Source organism: Alcaligenes sp. (genome assembly GCF_050255915.1).
Lineage (GTDB): Bacteria > Pseudomonadota > Gammaproteobacteria > Burkholderiales > Burkholderiaceae_B > Alcaligenes > Alcaligenes aquatilis.
The window spans coordinates 42,481-65,399 of record NZ_JBFWIQ010000011.1 but is presented as its reverse complement, the minus strand read 5'-3'; the positions used below and the strand labels follow the sequence as shown (position 1 = coordinate 65,399).

At 56.4% G+C, this 22,919-nt stretch carries 21 protein-coding genes; 16 read left to right on the top strand and 5 right to left on the bottom strand.

The window, feature by feature from the left end; translation table 11 throughout:
* Nucleotides 1-190: 190 nt before the first annotated feature.
* Nucleotides 191-1,366 (top strand): nicotinate phosphoribosyltransferase, encoded by a 1,176-nt coding sequence (pncB, locus tag AB7E06_RS14310; RefSeq protein WP_094197325.1) that lies wholly within the window; start codon nucleotides 191-193, stop codon nucleotides 1,364-1,366.
* A 63-nt stretch (nucleotides 1,367-1,429) separates the two neighbouring features.
* On the opposite strand, the gene AB7E06_RS14305 is transcribed toward pncB, so the two are convergent.
* Nucleotides 1,430-1,948 carry a flavodoxin family protein gene (locus AB7E06_RS14305; RefSeq protein WP_094197324.1) on the bottom strand — a complete coding sequence of 173 codons (519 nt, stop codon included), beginning with the start codon at nucleotides 1,946-1,948 and terminating at the stop codon, nucleotides 1,430-1,432.
* An 83-nt stretch (nucleotides 1,949-2,031) separates the two neighbouring features.
* On the opposite strand from AB7E06_RS14305, the gene AB7E06_RS14300 reads away from it, so the two are divergent.
* The 4 genes from AB7E06_RS14300 to accD all read left to right on the top strand — a co-directional run bounded on the left by AB7E06_RS14300 (nucleotide 2,032) and on the right by accD (nucleotide 7,447).
* On the top strand, nucleotides 2,032-4,326 hold the full coding sequence (locus AB7E06_RS14300) for a RelA/SpoT family protein (RefSeq protein ID WP_094197323.1): 2,295 nt from the start codon (nucleotides 2,032-2,034) through the stop codon (nucleotides 4,324-4,326).
* A gap of 75 nt (nucleotides 4,327-4,401) precedes the next feature.
* Nucleotides 4,402-5,601 (top strand): tryptophan synthase subunit beta, encoded by a 1,200-nt coding sequence (trpB, locus tag AB7E06_RS14295; protein WP_094197322.1) that lies wholly within the window; start codon nucleotides 4,402-4,404, stop codon nucleotides 5,599-5,601.
* Nucleotides 5,602-5,617: 16 nt separating this feature from the next.
* Entirely contained in the window at nucleotides 5,618-6,451 is an 834-nt protein-coding gene (gene trpA / locus AB7E06_RS14290; RefSeq protein WP_094197321.1) for a tryptophan synthase subunit alpha, read from the top strand.
* 117 nt (nucleotides 6,452-6,568) lie between these two features.
* Complete coding sequence (gene accD / locus AB7E06_RS14285; protein ID WP_094197320.1) at nucleotides 6,569-7,447, top strand: acetyl-CoA carboxylase, carboxyltransferase subunit beta; 879 nt, start codon at nucleotides 6,569-6,571, stop codon at nucleotides 7,445-7,447.
* 806 nt (nucleotides 7,448-8,253) lie between these two features.
* Here the strand turns inward: accD and AB7E06_RS14280 are convergent.
* Nucleotides 8,254-11,577, bottom strand: a complete 3,324-nt coding sequence (locus tag AB7E06_RS14280) for an Rne/Rng family ribonuclease (protein WP_427957392.1) — start codon at nucleotides 11,575-11,577, stop codon at nucleotides 8,254-8,256.
* Nucleotides 11,578-12,065: 488 nt separating this feature from the next.
* Between AB7E06_RS14280 and AB7E06_RS14275 the strand changes: the two genes are divergently transcribed.
* From AB7E06_RS14275 to AB7E06_RS14260, 4 genes are read left to right on the top strand one after another with little or no spacing between them, the layout of a single operon-like run.
* Nucleotides 12,066-13,034, top strand: a complete 969-nt coding sequence (locus AB7E06_RS14275; protein ID WP_427957390.1) for an RluA family pseudouridine synthase — start codon at nucleotides 12,066-12,068, stop codon at nucleotides 13,032-13,034.
* Nucleotides 13,031-13,684: an HAD family hydrolase gene (locus AB7E06_RS14270; protein ID WP_094197318.1), complete on the top strand. Its 654-nt coding sequence runs from the start codon at nucleotides 13,031-13,033 to the stop codon at nucleotides 13,682-13,684. Before AB7E06_RS14275 ends, AB7E06_RS14270 begins: the two co-directional genes overlap by 4 nt.
* Before the next feature lie 54 nt (nucleotides 13,685-13,738).
* Complete coding sequence (gene msrP, locus AB7E06_RS14265; RefSeq protein WP_427957388.1) at nucleotides 13,739-14,692, top strand: protein-methionine-sulfoxide reductase catalytic subunit MsrP; 954 nt, start codon at nucleotides 13,739-13,741, stop codon at nucleotides 14,690-14,692.
* The gene (locus tag AB7E06_RS14260; RefSeq protein ID WP_427957386.1) at nucleotides 14,692-15,300 is read left to right on the top strand and encodes a sulfite oxidase heme-binding subunit YedZ; all 609 of its coding nucleotides are present in this window, start codon (nucleotides 14,692-14,694) and stop codon (nucleotides 15,298-15,300) included. The genes msrP and AB7E06_RS14260 overlap by 1 nt, the downstream gene beginning before the upstream one ends.
* Before the next feature lie 43 nt (nucleotides 15,301-15,343).
* On the opposite strand, the gene AB7E06_RS14255 is transcribed toward AB7E06_RS14260, so the two are convergent.
* From AB7E06_RS14255 to AB7E06_RS14245, 3 genes are read right to left on the bottom strand one after another with little or no spacing between them, the layout of a single operon-like run.
* Nucleotides 15,344-16,153 carry an N-acetylmuramoyl-L-alanine amidase gene (locus AB7E06_RS14255; protein ID WP_427957384.1) on the bottom strand — a complete coding sequence of 270 codons (810 nt, stop codon included), beginning with the start codon at nucleotides 16,151-16,153 and terminating at the stop codon, nucleotides 15,344-15,346.
* A gap of 1 nt (nucleotide 16,154) precedes the next feature.
* Nucleotides 16,155-16,877, bottom strand: a complete 723-nt coding sequence (locus tag AB7E06_RS14250; RefSeq protein WP_094197314.1) for an SAM-dependent methyltransferase — start codon at nucleotides 16,875-16,877, stop codon at nucleotides 16,155-16,157.
* 12 nt (nucleotides 16,878-16,889) lie between these two features.
* The gene (locus tag AB7E06_RS14245) at nucleotides 16,890-17,486 is read right to left on the bottom strand and encodes a Maf family nucleotide pyrophosphatase (RefSeq protein WP_108727754.1); all 597 of its coding nucleotides are present in this window, start codon (nucleotides 17,484-17,486) and stop codon (nucleotides 16,890-16,892) included.
* Between the two features lie 290 nt (nucleotides 17,487-17,776).
* Here AB7E06_RS14245 and AB7E06_RS14240 point away from each other — a divergent pair, with 290 nt between their 5' ends.
* From AB7E06_RS14240 to acpP, 7 genes are all read left to right on the top strand, one after another.
* Nucleotides 17,777-18,298, top strand: coding sequence for a YceD family protein (locus AB7E06_RS14240; protein ID WP_427957381.1), 522 nt, complete (start codon nucleotides 17,777-17,779; stop codon nucleotides 18,296-18,298).
* Nucleotides 18,299-18,371: 73 nt separating this feature from the next.
* Nucleotides 18,372-18,554 carry a 50S ribosomal protein L32 gene (gene rpmF, locus AB7E06_RS14235; RefSeq protein ID WP_003800968.1) on the top strand — a complete coding sequence of 61 codons (183 nt, stop codon included), beginning with the start codon at nucleotides 18,372-18,374 and terminating at the stop codon, nucleotides 18,552-18,554.
* A 41-nt stretch (nucleotides 18,555-18,595) separates the two neighbouring features.
* Nucleotides 18,596-19,684, top strand: a complete 1,089-nt coding sequence (gene plsX / locus AB7E06_RS14230) for a phosphate acyltransferase PlsX (RefSeq protein WP_094197311.1) — start codon at nucleotides 18,596-18,598, stop codon at nucleotides 19,682-19,684.
* Between the two features lie 25 nt (nucleotides 19,685-19,709).
* A complete protein-coding gene (locus tag AB7E06_RS14225) occupies nucleotides 19,710-20,687 on the top strand; it encodes a beta-ketoacyl-ACP synthase III (RefSeq protein ID WP_094197310.1) in 978 nt (325 codons plus the stop codon).
* 46 nt (nucleotides 20,688-20,733) lie between these two features.
* Nucleotides 20,734-21,672: an ACP S-malonyltransferase gene (gene fabD, locus AB7E06_RS14220; protein ID WP_121739263.1), complete on the top strand. Its 939-nt coding sequence runs from the start codon at nucleotides 20,734-20,736 to the stop codon at nucleotides 21,670-21,672.
* Nucleotides 21,673-22,416 carry a 3-oxoacyl-ACP reductase FabG gene (gene fabG, locus AB7E06_RS14215; RefSeq protein ID WP_042482415.1) on the top strand — a complete coding sequence of 248 codons (744 nt, stop codon included), beginning with the start codon at nucleotides 21,673-21,675 and terminating at the stop codon, nucleotides 22,414-22,416.
* Between the two features lie 184 nt (nucleotides 22,417-22,600).
* On the top strand, nucleotides 22,601-22,840 hold the full coding sequence (acpP, locus tag AB7E06_RS14210; protein ID WP_003800961.1) for an acyl carrier protein: 240 nt from the start codon (nucleotides 22,601-22,603) through the stop codon (nucleotides 22,838-22,840).
* Nucleotides 22,841-22,919 lie beyond the last annotated feature (79 nt).

Genomic DNA, 22,919 nt, shown 5'->3' with positions numbered 1-22,919 from the left:
CCGTGGATGGGGTGCGCGACAACGCACAGGGCCTGAACGATAAAAATGGGATTTGAATCGAATCTTTCGATTTTAACGAATATTCAGCTTCTTGCTTATTGAGATGGCGCAATAGCTCATCTGCTAGATAGCGGTACGCAAGAACTGGCGCCCGTGCTATGGTTGCGCAATCAAAATCGGTAGGTTTGTGATGATCATTACCTCTTTACTTGATACGGACCTGTACAAGTTTTCCATGATGCAGGTTGTCTTGCATCATTTCCCGGCTGCGCATGTGGAGTATCGCTATAAATGCCGCACTCCCAATATTAATTTAAGCCAGTACCTGGACGAGATCCGGGCGGAAATTCATGCCCTGTGCCAGTTGCGTTTTTCAGACGCCGAGCTGGATTATTTACGCAGCCTGCGCTTTATCAAAAGCGATTTTGTCGATTTTCTGGGTCTGTTCCATCTGCCCGAGCGTTGTATTCAGGTGCAGGCTGGGGCTGTTCCCGGCGAGATCGAAATTTCGGTCCAAGGCCCCTGGCTGCATACGATTCTGTTCGAGATCCCTGTGCTGGCCATCGTGAACGAGGTCTACTTTCGCAACGAATGTCCACAACCACAATGGGCGGAAGGGCGCGAGCGTCTGCAGTCCAAGATGCGTCTGGTGGTGGATGATCCGGCCTTAAGTGACTTTCGTGTGGCTGATTACGGCACGCGCCGCCGCTTTTCCAAGCAGTGGCACGAAGAGGTGGTCACCACCATGATCGAGCAGATGAAACCGCACTTTGCCGGCACCAGCAACGTCTGGCTGGCCATGAAGTATGGGGTAACGCCGCTGGGCACCATGGGACACGAGTACTTGCAGGCTTGTCAGGCTCTGGGCCCTCGCTTGCGTGATTCGCAGATTTTCGCCCTGGAGGTGTGGGCCAAAGAATATCGCGGTGACCTGGGCATTGCCTTGTCGGATGTGTACGGCATGGATGCTTTCCTGCGCGACTTTGACATGTATTTTTGCAAGCTGTTTGACGGTGCCCGTCACGACTCTGGCGATCCTTTCATCTGGGGTGAGCGCTTGCTGGCGCACTATCAGGCTAACCGTACCGATCCGCGTACCAAGACCTTGGTGTTTTCTGATGGTTTGACCATTCCTAAAGCCATTGAGCTGGCGCTGCGTTTTGCAGGTCGCTGCAAGGTGTCTTTTGGGATTGGCACCAACCTGACCAATGACCTTGGCCATGAGCCTTTGCAGATTGTCATGAAGATGGTGCGCTGCAATGGTCAGCCGGTGGCGAAAGTGTCCGATGCTCCGGAAAAGACCATGTGTGATGATCCGGCGTATCTGGCGTATTTGCGGCAGGTTTTTCAGTTGCCGCCAGCGTAAGCCTTTGGCGACCTGAGGCGTTAATGTTGTTTCAAAACCCTTTGCACACGCAAAGGGTTTTTTTCATAGACAAAGCAGGGCCGCCAGGTGCCCTCCGGCTTCACGTGCCTGGGCAATGTGCTCCTCATTCAAGGTCTTGGGCGCCAGAATGGCCTCAGGCGTCTGGGCGTGAAAATTGAAGATCCGGATCGGGGCGGCCAGCTCCAGCCGCCAGCCGGTACAAATCCGCTCCAGTTGTCGCTGGGCTCCTTGTCCATCGCTACCGGCACTGATCAAGGCAGAGTAGGGACGGCCATTTAGCTGATCCAGCACCTCGTAGTAATTCCGGTCCAGACACTCTTTCATGGCCCCGCTCAGACTGGCCAGGTTTTCGGGGGCGCAGAACAGATAAGCGTGGGAGTCGCGCAAATCCTGCGCTTGCACCTGATCGCAATGCAAACGTTTGATACGGATCTGTTCTAGCCCTCCCAACTCCTGGAGCACCTCCAGCGCGCCTTGTTCAGCCTGTTCAGCCAATTGCCGGGCCGCGCCGGTACGGGAGTGCCAAATCAATAGAAGTTGGCGGCATGTGTTCAGACTCATAAGCTCTTACTCGCGGTGATAGACTAGCGTCTACAGTATAGAGAGCCACCTCAGCGCTGAGTGGCCACATCGACGTAATTCACATGAATCACACCGCTTCTCCCCCTATGGCCGAGTCGGCCTTCAACCCTCTATGGTTCGCGCAAGCCAGCCACGGACTGGATGAAGCAGGGCGTACGCTATTGCAGGCGGCTGCCGACTGGGCGGGGCCTATTTTGCTGGATCTGGCCGGAAGTACCGGCGAACCGTTGGACAGCCATTGCGCTCAGGTAGCGCTTATTTTGGCTGGTTTGGGTGTGGATGCCCAAACCCGTGCCAGTGCCTTGTTGGCCGTCACCCCCGCCCCTGGGCCGGAGATCAAACAGGATCCGGTTCAAAAAGCCTTTGGTGCCGAGGTCATGACCCTGGTGCGTGGCTCGCGCGCCTTGTACCGCCTGGGATCGCTGACAGGCCAGGCCAAGGAGCAGACGGGCGGGGGTGATCAAAAAGAAATGAAGCGCAAGATGCTGCTGGCGATGGCCGCCGATTTGCGCATTGTCTTGATGCGCCTGGCCTCGCGCTTGCAGTCCTTGCGCTGGTACCGACAGTCTAGAAATGTCTGTCCGGTAGGGTTCGCGCGCGAAACGCTGGAGCTGTATACGCCGCTGGCTAACCGCCTGGGGATTTGGCAGATCAAGTGGGAAATGGAGGATCTGGCCTTTCGTTTTCTGAACCCCGAGGTTTACAAACATATTGCCAGTCAGCTTGAAGACAAGCGCGTGGAGCGCGAAACCCTGATCAGTCAGGTTCGTGATCAACTTTTGGCGGCCTTGAAACGCGAGCATATCGTGGCCGAGGTCTCGGGCCGACCCAAGCATATCTTCAGCATCTGGAACAAGATGCGTAACAAGCATCTGGACTTTGAACAACTGTTTGATTTGCGCGCCTTGCGCGTCATCGTTGAGGATGAACGCAGCTGCTACCACACGTTGGCTGTGGTGCATTCGCTGTGGACACCCGTGCCCGAGGAGTTTGACGATTACATCTCCCGCCCCAAGCCCAATGGTTATCGCTCCTTGCATACCGTCATTGCGGATGCGCAGGGGCGTTGCTTTGAAATTCAGATCCGCACGCGCGACATGCATCAGTTCGCGGAATACGGGATGGCTGCCCACTGGCGCTACAAGGAAGCGGGAGCCCAAGGCGGGCAGCAGGTGGCCGATGGTGAGGACGATAGAAAGATCGCCTGGATGCGTCAATTGCTGGCCTGGGACAGGGAGGCGTCCACGTCAAACGCTACCGCGCCTGGTCCGCAAGCAGACAGCAGCAAAGAGTCGGCTTCCGAAAAGACAGTAGAACCCGCCGCCAGTAAGAAACCGGCTGTTGCCCGGCCTTTGAAGGCTCAGGAAGACGAGCATATTTATGTGCTGACGCCGCAGGCTCGCGTTATCGAGCTGCCTGTGGGGGCGACGCCGGTGGACTTTGCCTACTATCTGCATACCGACCTGGGCCACCGTTGTCGTGGTGCGCGGGTTGACGGGCAGATGGTGCCTTTGTCCACGCGCTTGTCGACGGGCCAGACGGTAGAGATTGTGGCGGCCAAATCCGGTGGCCCCTCGCGTGACTGGCTGAACGTACAACTGGGCTTTCTGGCCAGCCCGCGTTCGCGCTCCAAGGTGCGGGCCTGGTTCAACGCGATTGAATTGCAGCAGCGTATCTCCCAAGGCCAGAGCATGGTCGAAAAAGAGCTGCAAAGGCTGGGCCGTACCGCCGTCAATCTGGAACAGATGGCCCAGCAACTGGGTTTTGCCAAGGCGGATGACTTGTATGTGGCGGTGGCCAAGGATGAATTCAGTCTGCGCCAAGTGGACGCCTTGTTCCGTGAGGATGTGCAGGAAGAAGAACCCGTACAGCGCGTGTTTGATGCGGCCCGGGAAAGTGTTTCCAAAACCGGGAAAAGCGGTGTGCTGGTGGTGGGCGTGGACTCCCTCATGACACAGCTGGCCCGCTGTTGCCGTCCCGCACCGCCTGACCTGATTGCCGGTTTTGTGACCCGTGGTCGGGGAGTGTCCATACACCGTGCCGACTGCAAGTCTTATCAGGAACTGGCTGACAGACAACCTGAAAGGGCTATTAGCGTTGATTGGGGCGATACGGGGGATACTCAGTATCCGGTGGATCTGGCGATTGAGGCTCAGGAGCATCCCAGCCTCTTGCGTGATCTGTCTGAAGTATTTGCCCGCCTGCGCTTGAACGTAACGGGTATTAATACCTTGAGCCGTCGTTCGTTGACACGCATGATATTTACCATTGAAGTGCGTGATGGCGAGCAAATTCAAAAGGCTTTAGCGGCCTTGAACGAGTTATCGGGTGTTAGCGCCCGCCGCTACTCGTCCTGAACTGCTAAAATTGGTAAACCTAAACCTCGCGGGTGTTGTGCCCGCGATTGTTCTTGTCAATCAAGAGAGCGAGCTTTGAAAACCTATACCTTGCCCGACCCGGATGGACATTTTGGTCAGTTTGGTGGTTCGTTTGTCGCTGAAACGCTGGTCCACGCCCTGGACGAGTTGAAAGCAGCCTACGAACAGTATCGGAACGATCCTGAGTTTCTGCGCGAGTTTCATTACGAACTCAAGCATTTTGTCGGTCGTCCCAGCCCCGTGTACCATGCCCGTCGATGGTCGGAGCAACTAGGTGGAGCTCAGATCTGGTTCAAGCGCGAAGACCTCAATCACACTGGCGCACACAAGATCAATAACTGTATTGGTCAGATCCTGCTGGCTCGCCGCATGGGCAAGCCACGCATTATTGCTGAAACCGGTGCAGGCCAGCACGGCGTGGCAACGGCTACGGTCGCTGCCCGTTACGGTCTGGAATGTGTGGTCTACATGGGTAGCGAGGACGTGCGTCGTCAGGCTTCCAATGTGTACCGCATGAAGCTGCTCGGTGCGACGGTTGTGCCCGTGGAATCCGGTTCGCGCACCCTGAAAGATGCGCTGAACGAGGCCATGCGTGACTGGGTCACCAACATCAGTAATACCTTCTACATCATTGGCACGGTGGCTGGTCCTCATCCTTACCCGATGATGGTGCGCGACTTCCAATGCGTGATCGGTGAAGAGTGCGTGCAGCAAATGCCTGAGGATGCTGGTCGTCAGCCTGATTACGTCTTGGCGTCAGTCGGTGGCGGTTCCAATGCCATGGGCATTTTCTACCCCTATATCGAGCACAAGGACGTGGAGCTGATCGGTGTGGAAGCGGCTGGACGCGGCCTGGATACGCTGGAGCACTCGGCTTCCCTGAACAAGGGACTGGTGGGTGTGCTGCACGGTAACCGTACCTATGTACTGCAGGATGATGACGGCAACGTCATGCCTACGCACTCGGTGTCGGCTGGTCTGGATTACCCGGGTGTGGGCCCCGAGCACGCCTGGCTGAAAGATTGTGGCCGCGCCCACTACGCCACCTGCACCGATGAAGACGCTCTGAAAGCGTTTCACGATTGCTGCCGCATCGAAGGCATCATGCCTGCGCTGGAGTCCTCGCACGCGCTGGCTCATGCGGCTCGCATTGCTCCGACTTTGTCCAAGGATAAAATCATTCTGGTCAGTTTGTCCGGTCGTGGCGATAAGGACATGCATACGGTCGCCGAGTACGGCGGCTTGACTCTGTAAGCAATCGGGAACTGATATGTCGAGTAATGTGCGTCTGCAAAAGACGTTTGAAGGTTTGAATGGGCGTTGCGCCCTGGTGCCGTATATTACGGCCGGAGACCCTTCGGTGCCCGCTACCGTGGCCTTGATGCATGCCTTGCGTCAGGCCGGGGCAGATGTCATTGAACTGGGTGTGCCTTTTTCTGATCCCACTGCCGATGGCCCGGTGATTCAGCAAGCCGCTGAACGTGCCATCAGCCGTGGTGTCGGCTTGCGTAAAGTGCTGGAGATTGTGCAGCAGTTTCGCCTGATCGACGAGGAAACGCCGGTTGTGCTGATGGGTTACGCCAATCCTATCGAACGTATCGGTCAGGCCGAGTTTGCCGTGATGGCGGGCAAGGCGGGTGTGGACGGCGTGCTGACGGTGGATTACCCGCCTGAAGAGTCCGAGGATTTCACCCGTTTGCTGACCGAGCAGGGCGTGGACACCATTTTCCTGCTGTCGCCCACTTCCACGGACGAACGCATTGCCAAGGTGGCCGAGTTGGCTCAAGGCTATGTGTACTATGTTTCCCTGAAAGGGGTGACCGGTTCGGCCCAGATTGATGTGGCTGATGTGGAACACCACTTGCAGCGCATTCGTCAGCACGTCAAAATTCCGGTCGGAGTAGGTTTCGGGATTCGTGATGCGCAAAGTGCCAAAGCCATCTCCCGTTGTGCGGACGCAGTTGTTATTGGTTCCAAGCTGATTCAGACTATGGAGCAGGCCGTGCAAGAAAACGCGGGCAAAGAGCAAAAGGATAAGGACGCAGCGGCGGTTGCCGCGGCCAGTCAATGGCTCGCACAGATACGTCAGGCGCTGGATAATTAGCCTAAATACCTATTCCGCGTATAGAATCATCTGCCTGTTCTTGAGGAACAGGCGCTTTTTTTCAGAATAAAGAGTTTGGTGGGCCGGGTGCCGGCCAAGCGAAAACAGGATCTAACAATGAGCTGGATCGAGAAAATACTCCCGCCGCGAATTAACCGTAACCCCGAAAGCAGCCGTCGCGTTCCCGAGGGGCTGTGGGTGAAATGTCCGTCGTGTGAGTCTGTGCTCTACAAGGAAGATCTCCAGGCAACTTTGAATGTTTGCCCCAAGTGCAGTCATCACATGCGTATTGGTGCGCGTGGCCGGATCAAATCCTTGCTGGACCCCGAAGGCCAGACCGAAATTGGTTCTAACACCCGTCCTATGGACCCCTTGAAGTTCCGCGATTCGCGCAAATACACCGAACGCGTTTCCGAGGCAGCCAAACAAACGGGCGAAACTGAGGCGATGGTGGTCATGAGCGGCACGATTTTGTCTGTGCCAGCCGTGGTGGCTTGCTTCGAGTTTGAATACATGGCCGGTTCCATGGGGTCGGTGGTGGGTGAGCGTTTCACACGTGGTGTTAAGGCGGCTATTGCCGACCGTAGTCCTTTCATCTGTGTGGCCGCTTCGGGTGGCGCGCGTATGCAGGAGAGCTTGTTCTCCCTGATGCAGATGGCCAAGACCACGGCTATCCTGGCCGAACTGTCCGAGGCGGGTTTGCCGTTTATCAGTATTTTGACTGACCCAACCATGGGTGGTGTATCGGCCAGTTTTGCCTTTATGGGCGATGTGGTGATTGCCGAGCCTAATGCCTTGATTGGCTTTGCCGGTCCTCGCGTGATTGAGCAGACTGTGCGTGAGAAGCTGCCTGAAGGCTTCCAGCGTGCCGAGTTCTTGCTGGAGAAGGGCGCGATCGATATGGTGGTGGACCGTCGTGAGTTGCAGCGTGAACTGGCGGAGCTGCTGGCTTTGTTGACTCGTCAACCGGCTGAGGCTGTGTCGCGTCATTCTTGATTGCCACGGCTTGACGCTTAGGGAAAAACGCCATCTGGGTTCAGGTGGCGTTTTTTTTTGCCTACTCCGCTGTAGTTTTTTTTGCATAGGGGGTTGTGCTATTGGAACGTTGGTCTCTTGGTTGAGACTTCAGGGCGAGATTGGCTTGGTTTTCTTGGGGTGGGGGGAGTACGGCCTGGGGGCGGGGCCTTGGCCCGTGCTGCGCACGGGTGCTCTTGGCTATTGAACAACCCAGGCGCCCAGTGAACTCGCCAGGTACTCGGTCCCCTCGGACCAAGTACAAGCGTCTGGCCCGAACAGCGCTGGGTTTGCACCCTGGATTGTTCAATAGCCCGCGGCCAAAGCTCTGACTCGCATTCGGGCTGTACTCCCTACCTCAAGAAAAAGGGAATATCGCAGAGGGCTCAAATAGAGGGCTGTATCTGCTGTCTGCACCTGCAACTGTCCTGTGTCTGAGCCTGTGTTTTGGCCTATGCCTCGTTCGGTTGTGTATGTGCGTACGTTTTCTGCGCTGTTGGCTTCAGCTTTGTTTTTTCTCTTTATTCCTATCTTCGGCTTTGTATGCAACTGGAGTTGAAAGAGTGGTGGGTTTGAGGTTAAGGCTAGGGCGGGTTTAATGCTGGGCTAGATGCCGAGGTGGGTGGGGCTAGGCTGGAGTTTGGGCGAAAGAGGATAGGGGCTTGTTGGGGGAGTGGCTTGGATTAGCGGGAAGGGAGAAGGAGAAGGGGGCTCAGGTGATTGCTCTTTGTGGATACGACAGGCATAAAAAACGCCGCCCTGGAGGGCGGCGTTTTTAGTCTTGCTGTTTACTGCGTTTCGACCTGTTGCAGCGGTTCGCTGCTCTCGGTTTCTGCAGTACGTTGCTTGCGTGGGCGACCTAGGCGCACTGGTGCAGGCTGGTAGTCGTCCTGTGTTGCCGAGCGAGCGGTTTCCACCAGTTCGATGCCTGCGGCGTTCAGTACGGCTTCCAGAGGAGCGGCAGCGGGCTTCTGTGCTTGTTCGGCGGCAGGAGTTTCTGCGGCAGCGGTTTGAGTCTCTACGCGAGTCTCTGCGGCTGCAGTTTCCACTGGAGTGGCTTCAACGGCTGGGGCTTCAGTTGTGGACTGGGCTTGTGCAGGAGTCGCGGCTGTTTCTACGGCTTCAGCTGGAGCTTCGGTGACTTCTGCTTTGGCTGGTTCGGCAGCAGCTTCTGCTTGTACAGGAGCAATGGCCTCTTCAGCTGCAGGAGCTTCTGGAGCGGCTTCGGCGGCGGGAACAGTTGTCTCTTTCTGAGCAGCAGCGGTTTCGACGGCGACAGTTTCCACTGGAGCAGCTTCAACGGCTGGGGTTTCTGCCACGGCTTGGGCTTCTGCTGGAGTTGCAGCTGTTTCTACGGCTTCGGCTTGAGCTTCAACGATTTCTGCTTTTGCAGGTTCGGCAGCAGCTTCTGCTTGCACAGGAGCAACAGTTTCTTCAGCAGCAGGAGCTTCTGGAGCAACTTCGGCCTGAACGGCTGGAGCGGCTACTTCTTCCTGAGCTGAGGCGGTTTCAACTGCGGCTGCTTGAGTCGTGACGACTTCTTGAGCAGGTTGTGCAGCTTCGGCAGCGGCTGGAGCTTCCTGAGCGGCGACAGCCGTCACTTCTTGGGCTGCTGGTGCCTCTACGGCTGCTTGGGGCTGCTCAGGCTCGGCTGCTGCGGTTTGGGCAGCGGCTTGTTCCTGGGCATCCAGGGCAGCGGGGTTAAAGCTGGGTGTTGCGTGAGCAACGTAGGCGCTGGTATTGCCTTCTTCGCTGCTCTCTTCGTTTTCGGCCACTGCGTTGGCGTCTGTGTTGCGACGACCACGACGGCTACGACGACGGCGACGTTTGCGCTCTGGATCCAGGGCGCCGTTCTCGCTGTTTTCGTCCGTTTCAGTATCCGAGTTGTCGCCGGTATCAGTGTTGTCGGCCTCAGCCAGCTGTTCAGCACGTTTTTGTGCTTCTTGCTTGGTGGCGGCAACAGCAGAGGCTGCGGCAATGCTGGCAACAGCCTGTTCGGGCTGGGCGGCCGTGCTGTTGAGGTCTTTGTTCAGCTCGACGTTTTCTGTGCTGCCTTCTTCGCGGCGTTGACGGCCACGGCCTCGACGGTTACGTGGGTTGCGGCTGTTGCTGCTGCCTTCGTCGGCGGTGGTAGGCGTCGTAGTCGTGCTGGTGCTTTGCGGGGCTTCCGAGGCGGCTTCGTTATTGGCCGAGGCATTGCGGCGGCGACCACGGGTATTCGCGCTGGTGCTTTCCGTGCTGGCTTTTTCTTCCTGAGCTGCTTCCGGGCGGTTGGACTGGCGACGACCACGTCCACCTTGACCACGGCCACCGTGGGATTGGCCTGGACGGCCTTGGCGGCGACCGGAAGGAGATTTGCTCTCTTCGGATTTGCTGGCTTCGGTCACGGGCTCCGTGGGTGTGCCGGACAACCAGCTCAGCAAACGTTTGAGCAGGCCGGGTTTGTTGTCGCTGGCAGCGGCGCTGGCGGCTGCGGCAGCAGCAGCTGGCTTGCTCATGGGAGCAGGCTGGGCCGGCGTGGTGCTTTTGACCAGGGCTTCTGGACGAGGCTTGATTTCGTGGCTGCGGTGCGGCACCAGGCTGTCTTGCTGTTCAGGCTGCTGAACCAGCTCGTAGCTGCTGCGCAGTTCGTCCAGGCGTGGGTCATCGTGGCGCAGGCGCTCGATGATGTGGTGCGGGGTTTCCAGATTCTTGTTGGGAATCAGGATCAGGGCGATGTTCAGACGCGATTCGATTTTGGTGATGTCAGCGCGCTTTTCGTTCAGCAAGAAAGTAGCCACGTCCACCGGCACTTGAGCGTGCAGGGCGGCAGTGCCTTCTTTCATGGCTTCTTCTTGCAGCAGGCGCAGAACATGCAGGGCGCTGGATTCAGCATCGCGAATCACGCCGGTACCGGTGCATCGTGGGCACGTGATGTGAGAGCCTTCGTTCAGGGCAGGGCGCAGGCGCTGACGAGACAGTTCCATCAGGCCAAAGCGCGAGATCTTGCCCATCTGAACACGAGCACGATCCAGGTGCAGGGCGTCACGCAGGCGTTGTTCGACAGCACGCTGGTTCTTGCTGTCTTCCATATCGATGAAATCGATAACAATCAGGCCACCCAAGTCACGCAAACGCAACTGGCGGGCCACTTCGTCGGCTGCTTCCTGGTTGGTGCGCAGGGCGGTTTCTTCAATATCGGCACCACGCGTGGAGCGGGCCGAGTTCACGTCAATGGCAACCAGCGCTTCGGTATGGTCGATAACGACAGCACCACCCGACGGCAATTGCACGGTACGTGAGTAAGCAGTTTCGATCTGGTGTTCGATCTGAAAGCGCGAGAACAGGGGGATGTCATCGCGGTACATTTTCACGCGATGCAAGTTGTCGGGCATGACCACGCTCATGAAGGCGGCGGCCTGCTCGTGAATTTCATCCGTGTCGATCAGGATCTCGCCAATATCGGGCGAGAAGTAATCGCGTATCGCCCGGATAACCAGACTGGATTCCAGATAAATCAGGATAGGGGCAGCATTGTCGCGGGCCGCGCCGTCAATGGCGGTCCACAGCTGCATCAGGTAGTTCAGGTCCCACTGCAGTTCTTCGACGCTGCGGCCGATACCTGCGGTGCGGGCGATGATGCTCATGCCCTGCGGGATATCCAGCTGGTCCATGGCTTCGCGCAGTTCCTGGCGGTCTTCGCCTTCCACGCGGCGCGATACGCCACCCCCACGAGGGTTGTTGGGCATCAGAACCAGATAGCGACCTGCCAGGGAAATAAAGGTGGTCAGGGCAGCGCCCTTGTTGCCACGCTCTTCTTTTTCAACCTGGATGATCAGTTCCTGGCCTTCGACCAGGGCGTCCTGGATGCGGGCGCTGCGTACATCAACCCCTTCTTTGAAGTAGCTGCGAGCCACTTCTTTGAAGGGCAGAAAGCCGTGACGCTCTTCACCGTAACTGACGAAGCAGGCTTCCAGGCCGGGTTCGATACGGGTGATGACCCCTTTGTAAATATTGCCTTTGCGCTGTTCGCGCCCGGCTGTTTCGATGTCGAGGTCAATGAGTTTTTGACCGTCAACAATGGCGACGCGTAGTTCTTCTTGATGCGTCGCATTGAACAACATGCGTTTCATGAGTGTGGATCTCCGTTGTCATGGAGCACCGAAATATCGGCGCACGACCGCGGGTCACAGGTGTGTAGCGCTATAGCTGCATCAGTTTGGGGCAGGCAGGCAAAATCGGCCTACCGGCTTATAGTCTGGGAGGCACGAGTCGCGCCAAAGCGCGAAGTTCAATCAGCAGGAGGGTCAGAGTCACAGTGTGTGTTTGACGAATATAAAATTGCTGGGGGAACGGCAGTCGCATAAATCATGCGGCTGGTGCAAAAGAACGGGACAATCTGTGCAGGAATTCAGCGCCGCACGCGGGAGGAAAGCATCTCTAGGAAAGCGGGCCTTCTTGCCACACGACTTTCGTTATTTCGGACTCACCCCGGCGACCTTATGACCCGGAAGCTGGAACTCAAGGATACAATTATCAGTCCTTGGTTATCCAACGGAGACGCACCCTTTGCATCTCTACGCTGGACCCAGTCTCAGCTTCTATAGGCTGAAGCGATTATATGCCCCTTTTTGTTATGTGCAAACCTCATGAATCACAAAGATCAGTCCCTCAAGTGCGAATATTACGCATTGATGAAACGCGGGCGGGTCAGCGTATAGATAATTTTTTGTTACGCGAATGTAAAGGGGTGCCAAAAAGCCACATTTACAAAGCCATTCGCGGCGGTCAGGTTCGCGTGAACAAAGGCCGCATCAGCAGCGACTATCGCTTGCAAGATGGCGATATGGTGCGGATTCCGCCTCTGCGCCTGCCTGAACCCGAGCAGGCCCGTCCCGTCCCCGCTGCCGTTTTTCCAGTGGTGTTCGAGGACGAGCACATGATGGTGATCGACAAACCTGCCGGTGTGGCTGTGCATGGTGGCAGTGGCGTGTCTTTTGGTGTCATTGAGCAGTTGCGTGCGGCGCGCCCTCAGGCACCCTTTCTGGAACTGGCCCACCGTCTGGATCGTGACACCTCCGGCTTGCTGATTATTGCCAAACGTCGCGCGGCTTTGGTCGGCTTGCATGATATGTTTCGTGAAATCCGTGCCCGCAAGTTTTACTGGGCGCTGGTGCAGGGCGATTGGGTGAACGATCGTCAACATATTCGTTTCCCCTTGCTGCGCTGGCTGACTGAAAGTGGCGAGCGGCGCGTCAAGGTTGACCCGGCTGGCAAGCCTGCGCATACCATCATCACCATGCAGCGCCGCTTTGGCCGCTTTACCTTGGTGCAGGCCGAGCTGAAAACCGGCCGTACTCACCAGATTCGTGTTCATCTGGCCCATTCGGGTTTTCCGATTGTGGGTGATGATAAATATGGCGACGATGCCATCCGCGATCAATTTGCCCGTCAAGGTTTCAAGCGCATGTTCCTGCATTCGGGACGCTTGGAGTTCAATCATCCTGTCACCGGACAGCCCCTGGTTCTGGAGGCGGCTTTGCCAGCGGCCTGTCAGGCCGTTCTTGAGCGTTTGGAGAAGTTGTTATGACGCGTTACGCCGCCGTTCTGTTTGATTGGGACGGCACAGTTATGGATTCGACGTACTCAATTGCCAGTTCTATTCAGTTGGCCAGTGCGGACCTGCAATTGCCTGTGCCTTCGATTCAGCAAGCCAGTTGGGTTATTGGTTTGTCGCTGGAAAGCGCCTTGTACCGCGCTGTACCGGATTTGACTGCCGAGCAGATGCCGCTGTTTCTGGAGCGTTACCGCTATCATTTCATGCAGCGTGACCCTCATATCAAGCTTTTTGACGGAATTTTACCTTTCATGGGTGAACTTCGTGGCCGTCAGATTGCCTTAGGAGTGGCAACAGGTAAAAGTCGTCAAGGTCTGGACAGGGTGTTGCAGCAGGTCAAACTCAGCACTTTTTTTGATGCGACCCGTTGTGCGGACGAAACCCGTAGCAAGCCGGATCCGGAAATGCTGCATCAATTGCTGGCTGAATTGATGCTGGAGCCCGAACAGGTCTTGATGGTGGGTGATACCGTGCATGATATTCACATGGCGGCCAATGCGGGCATGGATAGTGTGGCTGTCACATATGGCGCACACGATCCTCAAACTTTGGCCAAGGCAGAGCCTACGGTCATGGTTGATAATGTGGCGCAAATGCGCGATTGGGTATTGGCACGGATTTAAGACAAGGCAAGCGGGTTTGATGGCCGCCTTGCCGGCAGGTTCAAGGAGATGGAGATGTTCAAATCACGCTCGCAGCCCATACGTCCCTCTGAAATTACTGATGAGTCGGTCTGGCGGGCTCGCCGCCGTCTGCTGTTGCAGGCTCCGGGGGCCTTGGGCTTGGCGGCCAGCTTGCCGGGTCAGGCTCAGGCCGTCCCTGTGGGGCAGGCCTTGACGTTCACGCCTTCCCAGCGTTGGAAGCTGGACGAGACGCCCACCCGCGAGTCCGATGTCACCACCTACAATAATTTCTATGAATTTGGCACGGGCAAGGAAGACCCTGCGCGTCACTCGGGGAAATTCAAGACGGAACCCTGGACCTTGCAGATCGACGGTTTGGTGAACAAACCGCTGACCCTGGATATGGATCAGATCTTGAAGCTCGCCCCCTTGGAAGAGCGTATCTACCGCCTGCGGTGTGTGGAAGCCTGGTCCATGGTAGTGCCTTGGGTAGGGTATTCCTTGTCGACCCTGTTAAAACAGGCGTCGCCCCAAGGCTCAGCCCGCTTTGTTCGCTTTGAAACGGCAGCAGACCCGGAAACCATGCCGGGCTTGCGCTCACGTATCTTGGACTGGCCTTACGTGGAAGCATTGCGGCTGGATGAGGCCATGCACCCGTTGACCTTGCTGGCTACCGGTCTTTACGGAAAAAGCCTGCCTGTTCAGAACGGAGCGCCTGTGCGGTTGATCGTGCCCTGGAAGTATGGCTTCAAGTCGGCCAAGTCCCTGGTGCGAATTACCCTGACGGACACCATGCCCGAGTCCAGCTGGATGAAGGTGGCTCCTCATGAATATGGTTTTTACGCCAATGTAAACCCCGAGGTGCCGCATCCGCGCTGGAGTCAGGCGACTGAGCGAGTCATTGGTTCGGGATTTTTTGCCACTAAAAAGCCGACCTTGCCTTTCAATGGCTATGCACAAGACGTGGCTGGCATGTATGCCGATATGGATTTGAGGCGGTTTTACTAATGGCTACCTGGAAGGCCGCCCAGTTAGACAGGCTCAAGCCCCTGGTGTTTTTGTTGGGCTTGTTTCCCTTGGGGCGCTGGGTATGGCTGGGTTTCAATAATGGTCTGAGTGCGAATCCCGCCGAGTTTTTGACGCGCTCCAGCGGGGTCTGGGCCTTGGTGCTGTTATTGCTGACCCTGGCCTTGAGCCCCGTACGGCGTTTGCTGGCGCAACCCGCTTTGGTGCGTTGGCGTCGTATGTTGGGTTTGTTCAGTTTCTTTTATGCTGCTTTGCATACGCTGGCCTGGGCCTGGTGGGATCGTTCGGGGGATTGGCTGTCCATGTGGCAGGACGTGGTACAGCGGCCCTTGATCGCTATTGGTGTGGTGGCTGTGCTGATTTTATTGGCCTTGACCCTGACCTCCACGAATGGCTGGCAAAAGCGTTTGGGGCGTGGCTGGAGTCGTTTGCATCAGACGGTGTATCTGGCGGCGGTCCTATCCATTCTGCATTTTTATCTGATTCGTATCGGTAAAAATGATGTGGTGGAGGTCTATGTTTATGGTTTGGTGCTGGCGGGTTTGTTGATTTTGCGCCGCTGGCCCACCCTGAATAAGACAGAGTATTGAAAAGAACAGGTAATGAGCACTAGCCCATTACCTGTTTTTTTTCTTAATCCAAACTTTGCAAAATGGCGGCTGTTTCGGCGTCCAGAATACCGTCATAGCGGGCCGGACGGTAGTGCATCTGAAAAGCGGCAATCACGTTTTGTGTGGCCTTGTCGAAAACACCACTGTCCGGAGTCTCATAGCCTGCTTTTCGCAGCAGAGCCTGAGTTTGAGCAGCAGAGGGCAGGGGGCGCGTAGCGTACTGTGCTTGCAGCGCGTGAGCCTGTGATTCCTTGTACCAACGGCCTATGCCCGCTTGGGCCAGTTCCTTCCAGGGGAAATGGGGGCCGGGATCCAGCTTGCGCTGTGGGGCCACATCGCTGTGACCAATAATATTGCGAGCAGACACGCCATGGCGCTGAGCCAGATCTTTTAACAATACTTTGATTGCCTCAATTTGCCCGGATGTATACGGGGCCCAGCGGCCATCTGCCAGGCGTCCCATGTTCACGATTTCGATGCCGATAGAGCCGGTGTTCAGATCCGTGAAGCCGTACCAGGAGCCTATGCCAGCGTGCCAGGCGCGGCGCTCTTCCGGAACCAGGCGGTAGACAGTAGGACGACGCTCGTCGCTGACCAGGTAATGGGCGCTGACATCGCGTTGTGTCAGCACTTTTAGAGACGTGGCGTGGTCGCCGGCGGTGTAGTGCATGACCAGATATCGCACTCGGCTGTTTTGGCCCTGGGCGCTGTGGCTGTCATCAAGTTTGAAGGGGCCACTACCGCCACAAGCCGCCAATAAGGCCGTCAGGCTGAGCGCGCCAATCCGAAGGCTGCGTTTCAAGGCGGGGGTAAGGCAAGACAGGGGTTTCATCTTAACGACCCGCCAGAAACAAGAAAATGCAGGGGGTTTTGTCCAGGGCGGGCGCTGGGCGTTCGCGCCACTGTTCCACCGTGGCGGTCTGGATCAATTCACGCGAACCCGTCAGATCACGTGCCAGACACAAGCGTGTTGTGGGCTTCAGTGCCTGCAGCAGGGTGCTGTACATGGCCTGGTTGCGGTAAGGCGTTTCGATCAGGATCTGAGTTTGTTTCAAGGTCTGGGACTGGCTTTCCCATTGTCTGAGCTGCTTGGCGCGTGCGGCGCCATCGACAGGCGCATAGCCGTGAAATACAAACTGTTGTCCGTCCAGGCCGCTGGCCATCAGGCTCAACAAAATGGAGGAGGGGCCAACGTGTGGACGCACAGGGATTTTCATTTCGTGGGCCATGGCCACCACTAGCGCGCCGGGGTCGGCCACCGCAGGGCAGCCAGCTTCTGACACCAGGCCAATCGCCTGGCCTTGCAGGGCGACTTTCAACCACTCGCGCATTTCACCGGGTTTGTTGCCGCGCTTGTCCAAGGTATGAATGGTGATTTCCTGCAAAGGCACCACTGGCTCGACCAGTTTCAGAAAAGCACGGGCGGTTTTGGCGTTCTCGGCAATAAAGACGGTCAGTTCGCGCGTCAAGGCTTTGACGTCGGCGGGTAGCCAGCCGCTGATCGGGCTCTCGCTTAAGCCTACGGGGATCAGATGCAAGGGGGCGGCTTGGGGCATGGCGAATCAGTCCTAAACGGAAGGGGTAAGAAGGTTGGGGCGCAAGGGGTTTAATCCAAAGTGACGCAGCATGGTGCACAGCTCGATCAGGGGCAGGCCGATGATCGCGGTCGGATCGTCCGAGCGCATGGATTCCATCAGAGCAATCCCCAGACTTTCGGCTTTGGCGCTGCCAGCAGTGTCATAAGGCCTTTCTTGCAGCAAATAGTGCTCAATTTCCTCATCGCTTAATGCACGAAAACGACAATTGGTAACAATATCGCTGCACAGCAGTTCCTGGCCGTCAGTCACGCATAAGGCGCTATGGAAATCAATGTGTTGACCGCTTAGGCGACGCAGTTGTTTCTGTGCACCAGCGTGGTCGCCGGGCTTGCCGATGGCGTCCTGGCCCGACGTGGCAACTTGATCGGAGCCAATCACCAGTGCGCCTGGGTTTAGCTGGCTGATACGGGTGGCTTTTTCACGCGCCAGACGCAGACTGAGCTGTGCAGGAGCCTCCCCAGGAAGTGGGGTTTCGTCAATGTCGGGAGACTGACAGGTGAAAGGCAGGCCCAAACGCGCTAACATAGCGCGGCGATAGACTGAGCTTGATGCAAGGATGAGACGCATGGTGTGTTTTAGCTGTGCTTTGGTTTGACTGCCTTGTGCTTAGCACGGTATTATCTAATGTTTTCTTCGTTATTGAAATGGTTGTGGGCTAGCTTGGCAGTTTGCCAGCGAGGTTTTACATGCTTCAATACCGAAGGGCAGGGAAAAGAAGCAGTACAAGAAAAATGGTAGAGCGCACCCAAGCGATACCAAGGCAGTAAAACAAACAAGCAGCAAACAAGCGACAAGCAAAACAAACAAGCGGTATCCAAATCCTGGCAAGACCGCGGTTTGATGCCCTAAGCATACTTATGACGACACAGTATATCGACACCTTGAATCTCGCCCGTGCCCCTCAGGAAATGTCGGGCCAGGTGCTGGTGGAGGATTTGTCTCGTCTGGTATCCGATTTGCCCGATCAAGGCGATTTGCGCATTGACTGGAGCGTTTCGGGTCGGGAGGATTCTGCCCGGCGTCGGTTTGTGCATGTGCAGGCCAAAGGTAGTGTCATTTTGGAATGCCAGCGCTGTGTGAAGCCTTTTGCGTGGCCCATCGATGTTTCTAACGAAGTGCAGATTGTGGCAACCGAGGAAGAACTGGAGCTGGACGATGACGATACGGAAGGTCCTGATCGTATCTTGTGTGAAGGCCAGTTGGATGTCCTGGGGCTGGTCGAGGATGAACTGATTCTCAGCGTGCCTTATGTGCCGCGCCATGAGGTTTGTCCCGACGCTCAGTCGCTGTCCATGGAAGCTAAGTCAGACGACCTGGATGAATCCGCTTTTGAGCGGCCATCCCCGTTTGCTGTGCTGGGTTCGCTCAAGAAGTCTTGATTGTTTGTTACTAATTCGTTAATTTTTCGGGCTGCACCCATTTATTCGGGGTTGTCCATCTACAGGAGTCATCATGGCTGTTCAGCAGAATAAAAAGAGCCCGTCCCGGCGTAACATGCGTCGTTCGCACGACGCGCTTACTGGTCCTTCGACGGCTATCGAGCCTACGACTGGCGAATTGCACCTGCGTCACCACATCAGCCCCAACGGCATCTATCGTGGCCGTAAAGTGCTGAAGACAAAGAACGACGAGTAATAGTCTCTTTGTCGTTGCAAGCAACATAGGTTGCATGCTTGATGTCTAACAAAAAAATACGTATTGCCATCGATTGCATGGGCGGCGATATCGGTTTGTCCGTCACTGTCCCTGCAGCGCTGCTTTTTGCCAAGCGCTATCCGGATGTGCACTGCTTATTGGTTGGCGAGCCTCAGGCCATCGAGCAAACATTGCGTGCGCAAGGTAATGTCGATACCTCCTGGTACGACATTCTTCCCGCATCCGAAGTTGTCACCATGGCCGATTCGGTCGAGGTGGCCCTGCGCCGCAAAAAAGATTCCTCCATGCGAGTGGCTGCCCAGTCTGTCAAGGACGGGATAGCTGATGCCTGCATTTCTGCGGGTAATACCGGCGCCTGGATGGCAATTTCGCGCTACGTACTCAAAACTTTGGATGGGATTGATCGCCCAGCCATTGCTACGTCCATCCCGAACCAAAAGGGCGGGGCCACGATCATGCTGGACCTGGGTGCCAATGTGGATTGCTCTGCAGAACACCTCTTGCAGTTCGCCATTATGGGATCTGCTCTGGCCAGTATCGTGGATCGCCATGAGCGTCCCACTGTGGGCTTGCTCAACATTGGGGAAGAGGTCATCAAAGGCAACGAGGTCGTCAAAAAGGCGGCTGAATTGTTACGCTCTAGCGGACTGAATTTTTACGGCAACGTAGAAGGTGACGATATCTGTAAAGGTACTGTCAACGTGGTCGTGTGTGACGGTTTCGTGGGCAATGTGGTCCTCAAGTCCATTGAAGGTCTGGCCAAGATGGTCGGCAGTATGCTGCGCGACGAATTTACCCGTGACCCTTTAAGCAAAGTGTCCGCTTTGCTGGCTCGTCCTGTCTTGAATCGTTTCCGCGACAGGGTGGATAATCGCCGTCATAACGGTGCAGCCCTTTTGGGTTTACGCGGTATTGTTATCAAGAGTCATGGTTCTGCCGATGCCTACGCTTTCGGTTATGCTTTGCAACGAGCCCGCGGTGCGGTGCTCAATGGTCTGCTCAGCGGTACCAGCCAGGCAGTCGAACGCATCATGCAAAGTGTGAGCTTGCATGAACAGCAAAGCGGCGAACCAGATACACGCCATACTTCAGAGCCCTCGTCCTCATAAGAACGGGCTTGATCGGGAACATAAAATGACGATATTTGCCAAGATTATCGGTACAGGTGGCTATCTGCCTCCTCGGATTGTGTCTAACGATGATCTAGCGCTTGAGCTGGCTCAAAAGGGTATCGAAACCTCCGATCAATGGATTGTCGAGCGTACCGGTATTCACCAGCGTCATCTTGCTGATCCCGGTGTTCGTACCAGTCATTTGGCAACACACGCCGCGCGTCAGGCGCTGGAAGATGCGGGCATTGCTGCCCAGGATCTGGACCTGATTGTGGTGGCTACTTCCACTCCCGATTACGTTTTCCCCAGCACGGCGTGCCTGGTGCAAGCCGAGTTGGGCAACAAGGGCGCGGCCGCGTACGACGTACAAGCGGTGTGCAGCGGCTTTGTCTATGCACTGACGACCGCCGACGCCATGATCAAGGCAGGCCGTGCGCGCAATGCGCTGGTTATCGGTGCTGAAGTGTTCTCCAGCATCCTGGATTGGAACGACCGCTCTACCTGCGTCCTGTTCGGCGACGGTGCGGGCGCTGTGGTTCTGCAAGCCAGTGATGAACCCGGTATTTTGGCCGCCCAGCTCAATGCGGATGGCAGCCAAATGGGTATTTTGTGCGCGGCAGGCAATGTCTCGCACGGTCAGGTTGTGGGTGATCCCTTCCTGCGTATGGACGGTCAGGCTGTGTTCAAACTGGCTGTCACTTCACTGGCCGCTTCGGCCAATCAAGTCTGCGAACAGGCTGGTGTTTCCTTGTCTGACATCAATTGGCTGGTTCCGCACCAGGCCAACGTTCGCATCATCAATTTTCTAGGTCGTAAGCTGGGTATCCCCTCCGAGAAGGTGGTTATCACGGTTGATCAACATGCCAATACCTCGGCAGCCAGTGTGCCTTTGGCCCTGAATGCTGCTCGCCGGGATGGTCGTATCCGTACCGGTGATCTGGCGCTGTTGCAAGGCGTGGGTGGCGGCTTTACCTGGGGTTCGGTGCTGGTCCGCTGCTAAGTAGCGCGATTCGGATTACCGCCTCATCTCTTTGAGTTTTTCTACCATGAAAATTGCGTTTGTCTTTCCAGGACAAGGCTCGCAGTCCGTGGGCATGCTCGATGCCTGGGCCGAGTCCGCTGTCGTACAGCAAGCCATTGCACAAGCCAGCCAGGCGCTGGGTCAGGACCTGGCTCAGTTGATGGCACAAGGGCCTGCTGAGGCTTTGAATCTGACTACCAATACTCAACCTGTCATGCTGGCGAGCGCCGTGGCCATGTACCAGGCCTGGATTCAGGCCGGAGGCCCCGTTCCTGCCGTGATGGCCGGCCATAGCCTGGGTGAATACTCGGCCCTGACTGCTGCCGGTGCGTTGAGCCTGGAACAGGCTGTCCCGCTGGTTCGTATTCGTGCCGATGCCATGCAGGCTGCTGTGCCCGTCGGTGCGGGTACCATGGCTGCCGTGTTGGGTCTGGATGATGATCAGGTGCGCGATGTATGTGCGCGAGCCTCCGAGGGGCAGCAGATTGTTCAGGCTGTTAACTACAATGCGCCTGCTCAGGTTGTGATTGCCGGGAATGTAGAAGCGGTAGATCGTGCATGTGCTCTGGCCAAAGAGGCCGGTGCCAAGCGTGCCTTGGTGCTGCCCGTGTCGGCCCCGTTCCACTCCAGCCTGCTGGAACCGGCTGCCACCGTGCTGGCTCAGGCGCTGGCGTCGGTGGATGTGAAGGCTCCCACGGTCTCTGTCATCAATAACGTGGACGTAGCCGCACCTACCGACCCTGAGCAGATTAAAGACGCGCTGGTTCGTCAGGCTTGGCATCCTGTACGCTGGGTGGAAACCATCCAGGCCATGAAGGCCCAAGGTGTTACCCATGTAGTCGAGTGTGGTCCAGGCAAAGTGCTGACCGGTCTGGTCAAGCGTATTGACCGTGATCTGATTGCCTTGTCGATCAGCGACCCTGCATCCTTGCAGGCCACTTTGGAAGCCCTGGAGGGAGCATAAATGCAAGAATTGGATCTAAGCGGCAAGACTGCCCTGGTAACTGGCGCATCGCGCGGTATCGGTCAGGCGATTGCTAAAGAATTGATGGCACGTGGCGCCAAGGTTATTGGTACTGCCACGTCCGAGTCCGGCGCGCAGGCGATTTCTGCTGTACTGGACCAGAATGGCAGCTATGGCCATGTATTGAATGTGGACGACCCGGCTGCTTGCGAAGCGCTGATTTCTGCCTTGAGCAAAGAAGATGGCGGTCCGCATATCCTGGTCAATAATGCCGGTATTACGCGTGACAACCTGGCCATGCGCTTGAAAGATGAAGATTGGGATGCAGTTATCCAGACTAATCTGAGTGCCGTATTCCGCCTGTCGCGTGCCGTTATCCGCCCCATGATGAAAGCCCGCTGGGGCCGCATCATTAGCATCACCTCGGTGGTGGGCGAGAGTGGTAACCCTGGCCAAGCCAACTACGCCGCTGCCAAAGCCGGTGTGGCCGGCATGAGCCGCGCCTTGGCGCGCGAGCTCGGTAGCCGTAACATTACAGTTAATTGTGTCGCTCCGGGCTTTATCGATACGGATATGACACGCTCTTTGACCCCTGAGCAGTCGGCGGCAATCTTGTCGCAAATCCCTCTGGGACGACTGGGTGCTGCTGAGGATATCGCCAACGCGGTAGCCTTTCTGGCCGGGTCGCAAGCGCAATATATTACGGGCAGCACCATCCATGTGAATGGTGGTATGCATATGTAAGGCTTGGCATCGCGCCCGGCTGAGGTAAAATTGCGGGATTATTTGGGGCCTATTGCTTGAGCCGGCGTTGTACGAATAACGTTAGGCCTCATACAAGAACGCCGTTTTTTGTCATAGCTTATCCCTCTTAGTAGTATGGATTGGCTATAATTTGCGGGAATTTTTCCCAACTTGGAGAATCTGCATGGAAAGCATCGAACAGCGCGTCAAGAAGATCGTCGCTGAACAACTTGGCGTTAACGAAGCCGAGATCAAAAACGAATCTTCTTTTCTCGACGACCTCGGTGCCGACTCGCTCGACATGGTCGAGCTCGTGATGGCGCTCGAAGACGAATTCGAAACCGAAATACCAGACGAAGAAGCTGAGAAAATCACGACGGTCCAGCAAGCTGTGGACTACATCAATTCTCACAGCAAGCAGTAAGTTCAATTAAGAGGGTGGGCGGCATGTGCACGCCCTCGCTCCAGAGCGGTTTCCAGAGAGTAGCTTGTGCCCGGCGGCT